This window comes from Pantoea sp. ICBG 1758 (genome assembly GCF_002928325.1).
GTDB classification, from domain to species: domain Bacteria; phylum Pseudomonadota; class Gammaproteobacteria; order Enterobacterales; family Enterobacteriaceae; genus Pantoea; species Pantoea eucrina.
Genome location: NZ_POWL01000003.1, coordinates 166222 through 179756, shown reverse-complemented (window position 1 = coordinate 179756; position 13535 = coordinate 166222). Strand labels below are relative to the sequence as shown.

14 protein-coding genes and 1 other annotated feature are annotated in these 13535 nt (G+C 56.0%); of the genes, 10 read left to right on the top strand and 4 right to left on the bottom strand.

Annotated elements, in window-relative coordinates; all coding sequences use genetic code 11:
* The first annotated feature begins 42 nt into the window (after positions 1-42).
* Positions 43-366, top strand: a complete 324-nt coding sequence (trpR, locus tag C1Y41_RS12545) for a trp operon repressor (protein WP_039382449.1) — start codon at positions 43-45, stop codon at positions 364-366.
* Here the strand turns inward: trpR and yjjX are convergent.
* A complete protein-coding gene (gene yjjX / locus C1Y41_RS12540; protein WP_039382451.1) occupies positions 341-859 on the bottom strand; it encodes an inosine/xanthosine triphosphatase in 519 nt (172 codons plus the stop codon). The genes trpR and yjjX overlap by 26 nt on opposite strands.
* Before the next feature lie 51 nt (positions 860-910).
* Here yjjX and gpmB point away from each other — a divergent pair, with 51 nt between their 5' ends.
* Positions 911-1564 (top strand): 2,3-diphosphoglycerate-dependent phosphoglycerate mutase GpmB, encoded by a 654-nt coding sequence (gene gpmB, locus C1Y41_RS12535; RefSeq protein WP_039382453.1) that lies wholly within the window; start codon positions 911-913, stop codon positions 1562-1564.
* A 266-nt stretch (positions 1565-1830) separates the two neighbouring features.
* On the opposite strand, the gene robA is transcribed toward gpmB, so the two are convergent.
* Positions 1831-2712 carry an MDR efflux pump AcrAB transcriptional activator RobA gene (robA, locus tag C1Y41_RS12530; RefSeq protein WP_039382458.1) on the bottom strand — a complete coding sequence of 294 codons (882 nt, stop codon included), beginning with the start codon at positions 2710-2712 and terminating at the stop codon, positions 1831-1833.
* Positions 2713-2906: 194 nt separating this feature from the next.
* Between robA and creA the strand changes: the two genes are divergently transcribed.
* Positions 2907-3380 (top strand): protein CreA, encoded by a 474-nt coding sequence (gene creA / locus C1Y41_RS12525; protein ID WP_039382459.1) that lies wholly within the window; start codon positions 2907-2909, stop codon positions 3378-3380.
* Positions 3381-3426: 46 nt separating this feature from the next.
* Here the strand turns inward: creA and arcA are convergent, their stop codons facing one another.
* Positions 3427-4143 carry a two-component system response regulator ArcA gene (gene arcA / locus C1Y41_RS12520; protein ID WP_039382461.1) on the bottom strand — a complete coding sequence of 239 codons (717 nt, stop codon included), beginning with the start codon at positions 4141-4143 and terminating at the stop codon, positions 3427-3429.
* 599 nt (positions 4144-4742) lie between these two features.
* Between arcA and C1Y41_RS12515 the strand changes: the two genes are divergently transcribed.
* The 5 genes from C1Y41_RS12515 to thrC all read left to right on the top strand — a co-directional run bounded on the left by C1Y41_RS12515 (position 4743) and on the right by thrC (position 10470).
* Positions 4743-5447, top strand: coding sequence for a tRNA/rRNA methyltransferase (locus C1Y41_RS12515; RefSeq protein ID WP_071669099.1), 705 nt, complete (start codon positions 4743-4745; stop codon positions 5445-5447).
* A gap of 185 nt (positions 5448-5632) precedes the next feature.
* Positions 5633-5704 (top strand): thr operon leader peptide, encoded by a 72-nt coding sequence (gene thrL, locus C1Y41_RS20460; RefSeq protein WP_071669149.1) that lies wholly within the window; start codon positions 5633-5635, stop codon positions 5702-5704.
* Positions 5640-5762, top strand: a sequence feature (Thr leader region). (Overlaps the previous gene by 65 nt.)
* 26 nt (positions 5763-5788) lie before the next feature.
* Entirely contained in the window at positions 5789-8251 is a 2463-nt protein-coding gene (gene thrA / locus C1Y41_RS12505) for a bifunctional aspartate kinase/homoserine dehydrogenase I (RefSeq protein ID WP_104085555.1), read from the top strand.
* A 2-nt stretch (positions 8252-8253) separates the two neighbouring features.
* Positions 8254-9183: a homoserine kinase gene (gene thrB / locus C1Y41_RS12500; protein ID WP_039385707.1), complete on the top strand. Its 930-nt coding sequence runs from the start codon at positions 8254-8256 to the stop codon at positions 9181-9183.
* 3 nt (positions 9184-9186) lie between these two features.
* On the top strand, positions 9187-10470 hold the full coding sequence (thrC, locus tag C1Y41_RS12495; protein WP_071669097.1) for a threonine synthase: 1284 nt from the start codon (positions 9187-9189) through the stop codon (positions 10468-10470).
* A 353-nt stretch (positions 10471-10823) separates the two neighbouring features.
* Here the strand turns inward: thrC and yaaA are convergent, their stop codons facing one another.
* A complete protein-coding gene (gene yaaA / locus C1Y41_RS12490) occupies positions 10824-11600 on the bottom strand; it encodes a peroxide stress protein YaaA (RefSeq protein WP_104085554.1) in 777 nt (258 codons plus the stop codon).
* A 214-nt stretch (positions 11601-11814) separates the two neighbouring features.
* Here yaaA and tal point away from each other — a divergent pair, with 214 nt between their 5' ends.
* Both tal and mog read left to right on the top strand, forming a co-directional pair.
* A complete protein-coding gene (gene tal, locus C1Y41_RS12485) occupies positions 11815-12768 on the top strand; it encodes a transaldolase (protein WP_094110716.1) in 954 nt (317 codons plus the stop codon).
* Positions 12769-12891: 123 nt separating this feature from the next.
* Entirely contained in the window at positions 12892-13479 is a 588-nt protein-coding gene (gene mog, locus C1Y41_RS12480) for a molybdopterin adenylyltransferase (RefSeq protein WP_071669094.1), read from the top strand.
* Positions 13480-13535 lie beyond the last annotated feature (56 nt).

The window sequence follows — 13535 nt, the reverse complement described above, 5'->3', positions numbered from 1 at the left end:
TGTGCTATGCTTCCGTACTCGTTAATGAGTACGGAAGCCACTATGCCTTCATCCCTTTCTGAGCAGCCCGCTGACGATCACTGGCTGCGTTTTATCGACCTGATGCAGCATGCGTTTGCCGATAACGTGGCGCTGCCGATGCTGCAGCTGATGATGACGCCCGATGAACGTGAATCGTTCGGCACGCGGCTGCGCATTATCGAAGCGTTAATCAACGGCGATATCAGCCAGCGCGAACTGAAAAACGAGCTGGGCGTGGGCATTGCGACGATAACGCGCGGCTCTAACAGCCTGAAAGAGGCGCCACCCGAACTCAGACGCTGGCTGGAATCGCGGCTGATTACTGCTGATAAAGCGGATGAGTAAACGGGCAGAGTGCGAGGATCAGCGCCTGATGATAGACGCTGGAGCGGGTCAGCAGGCCCTGCGTAAAAGCGCCGATCGCGCCGCCCTTGTGTTTGATATTGTCGACCCCGGTCAGGCGCGCCATCTCATCGCCCAGCTCGCGCCCGGCTGCTAATCCTGCCAGCACAACCGGCGGCAGCGTAAAGCTGGCAGAGCGTGATTCACCGCGCTGCTGTGCATTTTCCACTACCATCCATGCAAACGCGCAGTCGCCTTCGATGCCCGCTTCAATAGCCACCCAGAAATCCGCCTCCGGCGCGGCCGCACGGGCATTAATCACGCGCTGACGTGCGCCGCTGCGCGTTTCTGTATCGCTAAGCGGCTGCGCCGCCACGCCGCTCTCGACCGCTACCCCGCGAATATGGCAGGATCCCTCACCGAATACGTCGCTGAACGCCAGCGCAACCGCATGAATTTTTGCCGGATTGGTGGTGGCTGCGACAACATGGTACATAATTGATTGAACCCTCAAGGCAAATTTGTCGCAGTATAACGGAAATTACGCATGTTACAGGTCTATCTTGTTCGTCACGGTGAAACGGTTTGGAATGCGGCCCGACGCATTCAGGGGCAGTCCGACAGTGCTCTGACGGATAAAGGTGAACAGCAGGCGCGTCAGGTCGGTGAGCGGGTGAAAACGCTGGGCATTACGCACGTCATTGCCAGCGATTTAGGCCGCACCCGGCGTACGGCAGAGATTATCGCTGACGCCTGCGGCTGCCCGGTTACGCTGGATGCACGTTTGCGCGAGCTGAATATGGGCTGTCTGGAGCAGCGTCCGCTTGATGGCCTGACGGCGGAAGAGGAGCGCTGGCGCAAGGCGCTGGTGGATGGCACCGAAGCGGGGCGCATTCCCGGCGGCGAGTCGATGAGCGAGCTGGCGGCGCGCATGCATGATGCGCTGAACGCCTGCCTCGATCTGCCAGCCGGCAGCCGGCCATTGCTGGTCAGCCACGGTATGGCGTTGGGTGCCCTGGTGAGTACCATTCTGGGTTTACCGGCGCATGCGGAACGACGCCTGCGCCTGCGTAATTGCTCGATTTCACGCGTGGATCATCAGCAGAGTGCCTGGCTGGCGTCTGGCTGGATCGTAGAGACCGCCGGCGACGTCTCGCATCTGGATGCCCCTGCGCTGGATGAGCTGCCAGGGGCGCATTAATGCGCCCCCTACGGGAAATGTAGGGGCGTCGTTAATGACGCCCAGGTTAATGCGCGCGCGGAACGTGATGACGTCATTAATGGCGCCCGGATTAATGCGCGTGCGGAACGTGATGACGTCATTAATGGCGCCCGAATTAATGGGCGTACGGAACGTGATGACGTTTTTTACCGCGGCCAGGGGCGCATTAATGCGCCCCCTACAGGAAATGTAGGGGCGCCATTAATGGCGTCCGGGTTAATGCGCCCGACGAGGTGCTTTGGCGATTAATTAACGGGCTGCGGGCGGATCGGGATCAGGTATTCGCAGCGAATATCGGCAGGCGGTTCGCTGCGCTTTTTGCCGCCGTGGGTATAGAATCGCTCAATATCCTGCCCCTGACGACGGATCAGCCCCAGCAGCGGCATGCAGGTGCCGTAGAGCATCAGGATAAACTCCTGCAGCGCGACGCGCGGACCTTCATAGCTGAACTGCACGTAGTCGCCCGCTTCCAGCGTCACGCGCTGGTTTGACTGCATATTCAGCGCCTGCTGATCGGCCGGTACCGCAGTGGTATAGAGGATCTCCTGCTCATCATCTTTCTCATGGCTGGCGCGCACCTGATGCAGACCATAAAGCACCGGCGGCACGGTATCGGTTTCCAGCAGGAACTGTTTCCAGAAGTGCACGCGCATCTCATCACGGTAGCGGGAGATCTGCTCCAGCGCGCAGGTATAACTCTGCGTCTGGCCTACCAGAATCGTCTCCGGCAGCGTGACAAATTGTGCTTCCGGCACGGGCTGGTTATCCAGACGAATGGGCGGACGGATACCGTAAGAGTTCCACTCGGACGAGCGGCGATACCAGGCGGGCGTCTGATTAAACTGTTTCTTAAACGCGCGCGTAAATGTCTGCTGTGAATCGAAGCGATACTGCAGAGCGATATCGAGGATAGGGCGGCTGGTCAGACGCAGCGCCACGGCGGCTTTGGAGAGCCGACGCGCACGGATATAGGCCCCGATGGCGTGTCCGGTGACCTCTTTAAACATCCGTTGCAGGTGCCATTTGGAGTAACCCGCTTTCAGTGCAACGTTATCAAGTGAAAGCGGCTGATCCAGATGGCTCTCCAGCCAGACAAGCAAATCGCGAATGATACCGGCTTGGTCCATAAAACATCCTCATAACTCTCTGGTGGCGCAACGATGAAGTCGTCGAATAATAGCACTAAATGCACAAACGCGCGGCGCTTGTGTGTTGATCAACTGTGCTATATCAATGCGGGTGATAACCCGTTCAGGTTTGGTACTTTGATCTGGTGACGGTACATTATCGCCACATCTCTTTCCTTTGCAATGGTAACCCAATGACAATAAATCGCGCTCTTATAGTCACGCTGGCAACTTTTATGCTCACTCCCGTCGCGCTGGCGGAGGAGATCGGCTCTGTTGACACCGTATTCAAAATTTTCGGCCCCGATCATAAGATCGTGGTCGAGGCGTTCGACGATCCGGACGTGAAAAATGTCACCTGCTATATCAGCCGGGCTAAAACCGGCGGTATCAAAGGGGGCCTGGGGCTGGCTGAAGATACATCGGATGCGGCTATCTCCTGCCAGCAGGTAGGGCCTGTAGAGCTTAGCGAGAAAATTGCACAAGGCAAGGCGCAGGGAGAAGTCGTGTTTCGTAAGCGGACGTCGCTGGTGTTTAAGAAGCTGCAGGTGGTGCGCTTTTTCGATCAGAAACGCAATGCGCTGGTCTATCTGAGCTACTCAGATAAGGTTGTGGATGGATCGCCGAAAAACGCGCTAAGCGCAGTGCCCATTATGCCGTGGCACTAAAGCAGCCAAAAAAAACGCCCGAACGGGCGTTTTTTTATTGTTTAACTTAATCCTGCAGCTCACCGCAGAAGCGATAGCCTTCACCATGGATGGTGGCGATGATTTCCGGCGTATCGGGCGTTGACTCGAAATGTTTACGAATACGGCGAATTGTGACGTCCACGGTACGGTCATGCGGCTTAAGCTCGCGACCGGTCATCTTCTTAAGCAGATCGGCGCGCGTCTGGATTTTGCCCGGATTTTCGCAGAAGTGCAGCATCGCGCGGAACTCGCTGCGCGGTAGCTTATACTGCTCACCGTTTGGACTGATCAGGGAACGGCTGTTGATATCCAGCTCCCAGCCGTTAAAGCGGTAGCTCTCTACCTGACGGCGCTCTTCACCCGGCATCGCCAGGTTCATGGTGCGCGACAGCAGATTACGCGCGCGAATGGTTAGCTCACGCGGATTAAAAGGTTTTGTGATGTAGTCATCAGCGCCAATTTCCAGGCCGAGGATCTTATCCACTTCATTATCGCGACCGGTCAGAAACATCAGCGCGACGTTTGCCTGTTCACGCAGCTCGCGCGCCAGCAGCAATCCATTTTTCCCTGGGAGGTTGATATCCATAATCACCAGGTTTACGTCATTGTCTGTTAAAACCTGATGCATTTCAGCACCGTCAGTGGCTTCATAGACCACGTAACCTTCCGCCTCAAAAATACTTTTTAGCGTGTTACGCGTGACCAGTTCGTCTTCAACGATAAGAATGTGCGGGGTCTGCATGTTTTGCTACCTAAAATTTGCCAACAAATCGAAAACAGGGCGTACCGCCGTTGCCGCGACAGAATAAAGGCGTGTGCGCAGCCGGAGTACGAAATAATCTTCGGAATATACCATCCATCAGGTCAACTTCAGTGTCAGCTCAGCCGGTCAGAATGAATATCTGTGCGCCCCGTTGGGATCGGAATAGCGTTTATCCTAACCGCATTAACAGCAACCTAACAGCACCAGCAACAACCGATAAGCATAAAAACAACGCTTCGTTGACTTATATCAAAAGCAAGTGTAGCACGTTAACACTTTTATGAAAAACTTCTCCTGTATTGCCAGCTTAGCTCACAAAAAGCAGCATTTTCGCTACATTTAGCCCGCGGTTTTAAACCTATGCAAAATGCATAAATAGCTGGCGTAGTATTATGAATTAACAGGATTTATGTTTTATAAGCGCATAATATCTGCCTGATCGCGATAAATGCCATCAGTACAATTTATTCCGGCAGTTTAACATTATTAACATTCTGCTTTATCACTGCATAACAATTGGTATTTTTTTCGCTGCATGCCACCATAGCGCATAGTGTTAATTTGCTACTGGAAAAATTATGTCTTTTCCCCTGATTTTAGTTTCACCCGCCCGTCCGGAAAATATTGGTGCCGCTGCCCGCGCGATGAAAACCATGGGTTTTACAGAGCTGCGCATTGTCGCCAGCGATGCGTGGCAGGATCCGGCGGCGCGGCGCGTTGCGCACGGCGCCGGTGAAATCCTCGACAATGTTCAGACGTATGCCACGCTAAGTGACGCGCTGGCCGATGTCGATTTTTCTGTTGCCACCACGGCGCGCAGCCGGGCGAAGTTTCGCTACTATGCCACGCCTGTGCAGGTAGAGACTATTCTGCAGGAAAAACGACAGTGGCTGCCGCGCATTGCGCTGGTATTTGGTCGTGAAGATAGCGGGCTGACGAACGAGGAGCTGGATCAGGTCGATCTGCTGACCGGTATTCCTATGGCGGCGGATTATCCCTCACTCAATCTGGGACAGGCGGTAATGGTCTACTGCTATCAGCTCGCCTCGCTTAATCAGGTCACCGTCACCCCGGCAGAAACGGCCAATGCGCTGCAGCTGCAGGCGCTGCGTCAGCGTTTTCAGCAGCTGCTCACGACGCTTGAGGTGAGCGATGACACCAAGATGGTGGACTGGATCGATCAACGCATCGGTCTGCTGGAGCAGCGTGACAGCGCAATGCTGCACCGGCTGCTGCACGATGTGGAAAAAAAGCTGGCAGAGCATTACTCGGCAAAATCCTGAACAGATAGTTGCTGATCGGGCATCTTGCCTCGGGGCTGAACGATCGCAACACCATTTACCCGATCCAGCGCAGCACTGCCCGGCTGCAGGTTCAGCGGCAAAAGACAAATTCGTTGACTTAACGTGCGCTTTGCTTTACTTCTGGAAGGCAGACGGACAAGACAAAGACAGACAGAAAAATCTTAATGCGTAACGACAGCCTGAACACCACAACAATTATTACCACCACCATTACCACAGGTAACGGTGCGGGCTGACGCATACAGGAAAAAATAAAAAAGAAGCCCGCACCTCAACAGTGCGGGCTTTTTTTTCGGCAAAAATTCAGGAGAGTTTTAACCATGCGAGTGCTGAAATTCGGCGGAACCTCAGTAGCAAACGCAGAGCGTTTTCTGCGCGTAGCGGACATTCTGGAAAGCAATGCGCAGCAGGGACAGGTTGCCACCGTGCTCTCTGCACCCGCAAAAATTACTAATCACCTGGTGGCGATGATTGAAAAAACCATCAGCGGCCAGGATCCCCTGCCGAATATCAGCGACGCCGAGCGCATTTTTGCCGATCTTCTGCAGGGGCTTGCGGCCGCCCAGCCGGGGTTTGACGCTGAGCGCATCAATACCTTTGTTGCGCTGGAGTTTGCTCAGCTTAAGCAGGTGCTGCACGGTATCAGCCTGCTGGGGCAGTGCCCGGACGCGGTCAATGCTGCTATCATCTGCCGGGGTGAAAAGCTGTCGATTGCCATTATGGAGGCGCTGCTGCAGGCGCGTGGTTATCAGGTGACCGTGATCGATCCGGTTGAGAAGCTGCTGGCCGTGGGACACTATCTGGAGTCCACAGTGGATATCCCTGAATCCAGCCGGCGCATTGCCGCCAGTCAGATCCCGGCCGATCATATGATCCTGATGGCTGGCTTCACCGCCGGTAACGAAAAAGGCGAGCTGGTCGTACTGGGGCGCAACGGTTCCGACTACTCTGCTGCCGTACTGGCCGCCTGCCTGCGCGCTGACTGCTGCGAAATCTGGACCGATGTCGATGGCGTCTATACCTGCGATCCGCGTCAGGTGCCCGATGCACGCCTGCTGAAGTCGATGTCCTATCAGGAGGCGATGGAGCTCTCCTACTTTGGCGCCAAAGTTCTGCACCCGCGTACCATTGCGCCGATCGCACAGTTTCAGATCCCCTGCCTGATTAAAAACACCGCTAATCCGCAGGCGCCCGGTACGCTGATTGGCGGCGAGGGCAGCGATGACGAAAATCCGGTCAAAGGCATCACCCACCTAAACAACATGGCGATGTTCAACGTCTCCGGCCCCGGAATGAAAGGCATGGTGGGCATGGCCGCGCGCGTGTTTGCTGCGATGTCCCGCACCGGCATCTCCGTAGTGCTGATCACCCAATCCTCCTCCGAATACAGTATCAGCTTCTGCGTACCCCAGAGCGAGCAGGCGCGCGCGCGGCGCGTGCTGGAAGAGGAGTTTCATCTTGAGCTGAAAGAGGGCCTGCTCGATCCGCTGGATGTGCTGGAGCAGCTGGCGGTGATTTCGGTGGTAGGCGATGGCATGCGTACGCTGCGCGGCATCTCCGCAAAATTCTTTTCGGCACTGGCACGCGCCAATATTAATATCGTGGCGATCGCCCAGGGCTCTTCCGAACGCTCAATCTCTGTCGTGGTAAGCAATGACGATGTGACTACCGGCGTGCGCGTTGTGCATCAGATGCTGTTCGCGACCGATCAGGTGATTGAAGTGTTCGTTGTCGGCGTCGGCGGCGTCGGCGGTGCGCTGCTGGATCAGCTGCATCGCCAGCAGGCGTGGCTGAAAGGCAAACATATCGATCTGCGCGTCTGCGGGATCGCAAATTCGCGCGCGCTGCTGACCAACGTCCACGGTATCGACCTTAAAGACTGGAAAGGGGCGCTGAGTGAGGCGCGCGAGCCGTTTAACCTCGGACGTCTGATCCGGCTGGTAAAAGAGTATCACCTGCTTAATCCGGTGATCGTCGACTGTACCTCAAGTCAGGCGGTGGCCGACCAGTATGCTGACTTCCTTGCCGAAGGTTTTCATGTCGTGACGCCTAATAAAAAGGCGAACACCTCCTCGTGGAACTACTACCAGCAGATGCGGGCTGCCGCTGCGAAGTCGCGTCGCAAGTTTCTTTATGATACCAACGTCGGTGCCGGTCTGCCGGTGATTGAAAACCTGCAGAACCTGCTGAACGCGGGCGATGAACTGATTAAGTTTTCCGGCATTCTCTCCGGCTCGCTCTCTTTTATCTTCGGCAAACTGGATGAGGGGATGTCGCTCTCCCAGGCAACCACGCTGGCGCGCGAGATGGGCTTTACTGAACCCGATCCGCGTGACGACCTGTCAGGAATGGATGTGGCGCGCAAGCTGCTGATCCTGGCGCGCGAAGCGGGGCATCAGCTGGAGCTGAGCGATATCACCATCGAGCCGCTTCTGCCTGCCAGCCTGACTGAACTGGCGGATGCGGATCAGTTTATGGAGCGTCTGCCGGAGCTGGATAATGCCTTTGCAGCACGCGTCGCTCAGGCGCGCGATGAAGGCAAAGTGTTGCGTTTTGTCGGAGCGATTGCAGAAGATGGTCACTGCAGCGTTAAAATTGAGGCAGTAGATGGCAACGATCCGCTGTGCAAAGTGAAAAACGGTGAAAATGCGCTGGCGTTCTATAGCCGCTACTATCAGCCGATTCCGCTGGTACTGCGCGGGTATGGTGCAGGGAATGATGTTACCGCAGCGGGCGTGTTTGCTGATTTGCTGCGTACGCTGTCGTGGAAGTTAGGAGTTTAATGATGGTAAAAATTTATGCACCGGCCTCCATCGGCAACGTCAGCGTTGGCTTTGACGTGCTGGGAGCCGCGGTGTCGCCGGTGGATGGATCGCTGCTGGGCGACTGTGTGGCAGTTGAAGCAGCCGATCGTTTCAGCCTTGAGAATCGCGGTCGTTTTGTCAGCAAGCTGCCTGACGATCCCAAAGAAAATATCGTTTATCAGTGCTGGGAGCGTTTCTGTCAGGCGATTGGCAAAGAAGTGCCGGTGGCGATGACGCTGGAGAAAAATATGCCGATCGGCTCCGGCCTCGGCTCCAGCGCCTGTTCCGTCGTGGCAGGCTTAATGGCGATGAACGAATTCTGCGGCAAGCCGCTCAGCGATACCGCACTGCTGGCGCTGATGGGCGAGCTGGAAGGGCGTATCTCTGGCAGCGTACATTATGACAATGTGGCTCCCTGCTTCCTCGGCGGCGTACAATTAATGATTGAAGAGCAGGGGATTATCAGCCAGCAGGTACCGTGCTTTGATGAGTGGCTGTGGGTTATGGCGTATCCCGGCATTAAAGTTTCTACCGCGGAAGCGCGGGCGATTCTGCCGGCGCAATATCGCAAGCAGGATGTGATTAAACATGGCCGCCTGCTGGCGGGCTTTATTCACGCCTGCCATACCCGGCAGCCGCAGCTGGCGGCTAAGTTAATGCAGGATGTGGTGGCCGAACCGTACCGCACCAAACTGCTGCCGGGCTTCGCCGCGGCACGGCAGGCGGCAGCCGATATCGGCGCGCTGGCCTGCGGCATTTCGGGCTCCGGTCCGACGCTTTTCGCTGTTTGCAATGAGATGGCAACGGCGCAGCGGATGGCAGACTGGCTGAGCCAGCACTATCTGCAGAATGAAGAAGGCTTCGTCCATATCTGCCGTCTTGATACGGCTGGCGCACGTAAACTGGGATAACGTATGAAACTCTATAATCTTAAGGATCACAACGAGCAGGTCAGCTTCTCGCAGGCAGTCAAACAGGGGCTGGGCTCGCAGCAGGGGCTGTTCTTTCCACTGGAGCTGCCGGAATTTGAACTGACCGATATCGATGCGATGCTGGAGATGGACTTTGTCAGCCGCAGCAGCAAAATCCTGTCTGCTTATATCGGGGATGAAGTTACCCCGCATCAGCTGGCTGAGCGGGTCAAAACGGCCTTTACCTTCCCGGCACCGGTGGCGAAAGTCAGCGAAGATATCGCCTGTCTGGAGCTGTTCCACGGCCCGACGCTGGCATTCAAAGATTTCGGCGGCCGCTTTATGGCGCAGATGCTCTCCTATGTCTCCGGCGCAGATGAGCAGATCACTATTCTGACTGCCACCTCGGGTGATACCGGGGCTGCCGTGGCGCACGCTTTCTACGGTATGGACAATGTGCGTGTAGTGATCCTCTATCCGCAGGGCAAAATCAGCGCCCTGCAGGAAAAACTGTTCTGCACGCTGGGTGGCAATATTGAAACTATCGCAATTGATGGCGATTTCGATACCTGTCAGTCGCTGGTTAAGCAGGCGTTTGATGATGAGGAGCTGAAAAAAGCGATTGGCCTTAACTCCGCTAACTCCATCAATATCAGCCGTCTGCTGGCGCAGATCTGCTACTACTTTGAGGCGGTCGCACAGCTTCCGCAGGAGCAGCGTAATCAGCTGGTGGTTTCCGTACCCAGCGGTAACTTTGGCGATCTCACGGCCGGCCTGCTGGCGAAATCGCTCGGTCTGCCAATCAAACGGTTTATTGCCGCAACCAACGCCAACGACACCGTACCGCGCTTTCTTGGCAACGGTGCCTGGCAGCCGAATGCCACCGTGGCTACCCTGTCAAACGCAATGGATGTCAGCCAGCCGAATAACTGGCCGCGCGTGGAAGAGCTGTTCCGCCGTAAAACCTGGCGTCTGACCGATCTCGCTTACGGTGCGGTTTCTGATGAGACGACGCAGGCCACGATGCGCGAGCTGGCCGATCTGGGTTATCTCTCAGAGCCGCATGCGGCCATCGCTTATCGTCTGCTGCGCGATCAGCTGCAGGAAGGTGAGTATGGATTGTTCCTTGGTACAGCGCATCCGGCGAAATTCCGCGAGAGCGTAGAGGAGATTCTGGGACAGACGCTTACGCTGCCGCAGGCGCTGGCCGATCGCGCCGATCTGCCGCTGCTGTCACACCAGATGCCGGCAGAGTTTGCCGCACTACGCAAATTCCTGCTGCAGTAACAGATCGGGGCGTAGTCCATGGCGGCCAGGGGCGCATAAACACGCCAGGGGCGCATAAATGCGCCCCCTACGGATATCCCATCCCCTGTAGGGGCGCCATTCATGGCGCCCGGGTTGATGCGCGTGCGAAACGTGATGATGCCAGGGGCGCATAAATGCGCCCCCTACGGATATCCCATCCCCTGTAGGGGCGCCATTCATGGCGCCCGGGTTGATGCGCGTGCGAAACGTGATGATGCCAGGGGCGCATAAATGCGCCCCCTACGGATATCGGATGGTCCCGTAGGGGCGTCATTAATGGCGCCCGGATTGATGCGCATACGAAACGCGATGACGCCCCGGCATAAACCGATTTATCCCTGCTCCTGACGCTTAAACACCAGCTCATTCCCCTGGCTGGCTGCCGCATCAAAACGGTATCCATCTGCATCAAACTGCTTCAGCTGATCTGGCTGTGCCAGGCGATGCTCAATCACAAAACGGCTCATCAGACCGCGCGCTTTTTTGGCATAAAAACTGATGACCTTATAGTGGCCGCTCTTTTCATCCAGAAACACCGGCTTTATCAATCGGGCATTCAATTTTGCCGGCTTTACCGCCCGGAAATATTCATCTGACGCCAGGTTAATCAGCACCTGGTCACCCTGCGCCTGTAGCGCCTGATTCAGCGCTTCCGTGAGCGTATCGCCCCAGAAACTATAGAGATCGCGGCCAGCCGGGTTTGCCAGTCGGGTACCCATCTCCAGCCGGTAGGGCTGCATCAGATCCAGCGGGCGCAGCAGGCCATACAAACCAGAGAGCATACGCAGGTGCTGCTGGGCAAAATCAAAATCTGCCTCGCTAAAGCGTTCAGCCTGCAGGCCGGTATAAACATCCCCTTTGAACGCCAGAATAGCCGGACGCGCATTTTCCGGCGAAAAGTGCGGCTGCCACTGGTTAAAGCGCTCGGCGTTCAGGTGCGCCAGCTTGTCGCTGATACGCATCAGCGAAGCGATATCAGCCGGAGAGAGGGCGCGCGCAACGTCAATCAGCTGCTGCGATTTTTCCAGCAGCTCAGGCTGGGTAAAGCGGGGGGTGGCAAGCGGGCTCTCATAATCCAGCGTTTTAGCCGGTGAAATCACCATCAGCATACCGGGTCTCCTTGTGCGCCTGCTTAAATATCAGGACATTAACGGAAAATTTATTGCGCGGAGTGTATCAAAAAAGCGGCATCAATCGGCAAATCACTCCTATTCGTCAGCGCTATCGTAAAGGGCACGCCACGATGTTGCGCCGCTGATTGCGCGTGATATTATCGATTCAGCCTTTTATACCCTGACAGTCAACCAAAGAGAAAAGAGAACCATGACGGATAAACTTACTTCCCTGCGTCAGCTGACTACCGTGGTCGCCGACACCGGTGATATTGCAGCGATGAAGCTCTATCAGCCGCAGGATGCCACGACAAACCCTTCCCTGATCCTCAACGCTGCCCAAATTCCTGAATACCGCAAGCTGATTGATGAAGCGATCGGCTGGGCGCGTCAGCAGAGCAGCAACAAGGAAGAGCAGCTGGCGCTGGTCTCTGACAAACTGGCTGTCAACATCGGGCTGGAGATCCTCAAACTAATCCCGGGCCGCATTTCCACAGAAGTTGATGCACGCCTCTCCTACGATACCGAAGCGAGCATCGCGAAAGCGCGCAGCCTGATCAAACTCTACAACGACGCAGGCATCAGCAACGATCGTATTCTGATCAAACTCGCTTCAACCTGGCAGGGCATCCGTGCAGCGGAGCAGCTGGAAAAAGAGGGTATCAACTGTAACCTTACGCTGCTGTTCTCCTTTGCGCAGGCACGCGCCTGTGCAGAAGCGGGCGTTTTCCTGATCTCTCCATTCGTAGGCCGTATTCTCGACTGGTACAAGCAGAACACCGATAAAAAAGAGTATGCGCCGCATGAAGATCCAGGCGTGGTGTCCGTATCTGAAATCTACAGCTACTACAAACAGCACGGCTATGAAACTGTAGTGATGGGTGCCAGCTTCCGTAACGTGGGCGAAATCATTGAGCTGGCGGGCTGCGACCGTCTGACCATCTCTCCGGGCCTGCTGAAAGAGCTGGCTGAGAGCGAAGGCAGCGTTGAGCGCAAGCTGAGCTACAGCGGCGAGATCAGCGAGCGTCCGGCGAAAATGACCGAAGCGGAGTTCCTGTGGCAGCATAATCAGGATCCTATGGCGGTGACTAAGCTGGCGGAAGGCATCCGCAACTTTGCCGTTGATCAGGGCAAACTTGAAAAGATGCTGACCGAACTGCTGTAAGCATGACGCCGTGGCGGTGCCTTGCCGCCGCGGCATTACGCATTTCTCTGCTCTGCGCTTTGTATTATCCTTTCTGCATCTATCTTTCTTTGCCGCCACGCGGCTAACCACAGCGATACTCTTATGGATACTTTACGCATTGGATTAATTTCCGTTTCCGATCGCGCAGCAAACGGCATTTATCAGGATCAGGGCATTCCGGCACTGGAGAGCTGGCTCAGCACTGCGCTGGCAACACCCTTCGAGCTGGAGACGCGGCTGGTGCCGGATGAACAGCCGATGATTGAACAGGCGATCTGCGAGCTGGTAGATGAACGTTTCTGCCATCTGGTGCTCACCACCGGCGGTACCGGGCCGGCACGACGCGACGTGACGCCGGATGCGACGCTGGCGGTAGCGGATCGCGAAATGCCTGGCTTTGGTGAGCAGATGCGTCAGATCAGCCTGCAGTTTGTACCCACTGCCATTTTGTCACGCCAGGCAGGGGTTATCCGCAAACAGTCGCTGATCCTGAATCTGCCCGGCCAGCCGAAATCGATTAAAGAGACGCTGGAAGGGGTAAAAGCGGAGGATGGCAGCGTAAGGGTACCCGGAATTTTTGCCGCCGTGCCTTACTGCCTGCAGCTGCTGGAAGGACCCTATATCGAGACGCATGCGGCAGTGGTAGCAGCATTTCGTCCGAAAAGCGCACGGCGTGAGACAAACCTCTGAATATAAGGCTTTTCAGGCATAAAATTCAGCCTTGCTGGTGTGGTGCGGGTTTGCCG

Bases quoted from the DNA above. Each gene is read 5' to 3' on its own strand.
- yjjX (WP_039382451.1), bottom strand. From the start codon at position 859: ATGTACCATGTTGTCGCAGCCACCACCAATCCGGCAAAAATTCATGCG.
- thrC (WP_071669097.1), top strand. From the start codon at position 9,187: ATGAAACTCTATAATCTTAAGGATCACAACGAGCAGGTCAGCTTCTCG.
- tal (WP_094110716.1), top strand. From the start codon at position 11,815: ATGACGGATAAACTTACTTCCCTGCGTCAGCTGACTACCGTGGTCGCC.
- gpmB (WP_039382453.1), top strand. From the start codon at position 911: ATGTTACAGGTCTATCTTGTTCGTCACGGTGAAACGGTTTGGAATGCG.
- thrB (WP_039385707.1), top strand. From the start codon at position 8,254: ATGGTAAAAATTTATGCACCGGCCTCCATCGGCAACGTCAGCGTTGGC.
- creA (WP_039382459.1), top strand. From the start codon at position 2,907: ATGACAATAAATCGCGCTCTTATAGTCACGCTGGCAACTTTTATGCTC.
- yaaA (WP_104085554.1), bottom strand. From the start codon at position 11,600: ATGCTGATGGTGATTTCACCGGCTAAAACGCTGGATTATGAGAGCCCG.
- robA (WP_039382458.1), bottom strand. From the start codon at position 2,712: ATGGACCAAGCCGGTATCATTCGCGATTTGCTTGTCTGGCTGGAGAGC.
- arcA (WP_039382461.1), bottom strand. From the start codon at position 4,143: ATGCAGACCCCGCACATTCTTATCGTTGAAGACGAACTGGTCACGCGT.
- mog (WP_071669094.1), top strand. From the start codon at position 12,892: ATGGATACTTTACGCATTGGATTAATTTCCGTTTCCGATCGCGCAGCA.
- thrA (WP_104085555.1), top strand. From the start codon at position 5,789: ATGCGAGTGCTGAAATTCGGCGGAACCTCAGTAGCAAACGCAGAGCGT.
- trpR (WP_039382449.1), top strand. From the start codon at position 43: ATGCCTTCATCCCTTTCTGAGCAGCCCGCTGACGATCACTGGCTGCGT.
- C1Y41_RS12515 (WP_071669099.1), top strand. From the start codon at position 4,743: ATGTCTTTTCCCCTGATTTTAGTTTCACCCGCCCGTCCGGAAAATATT.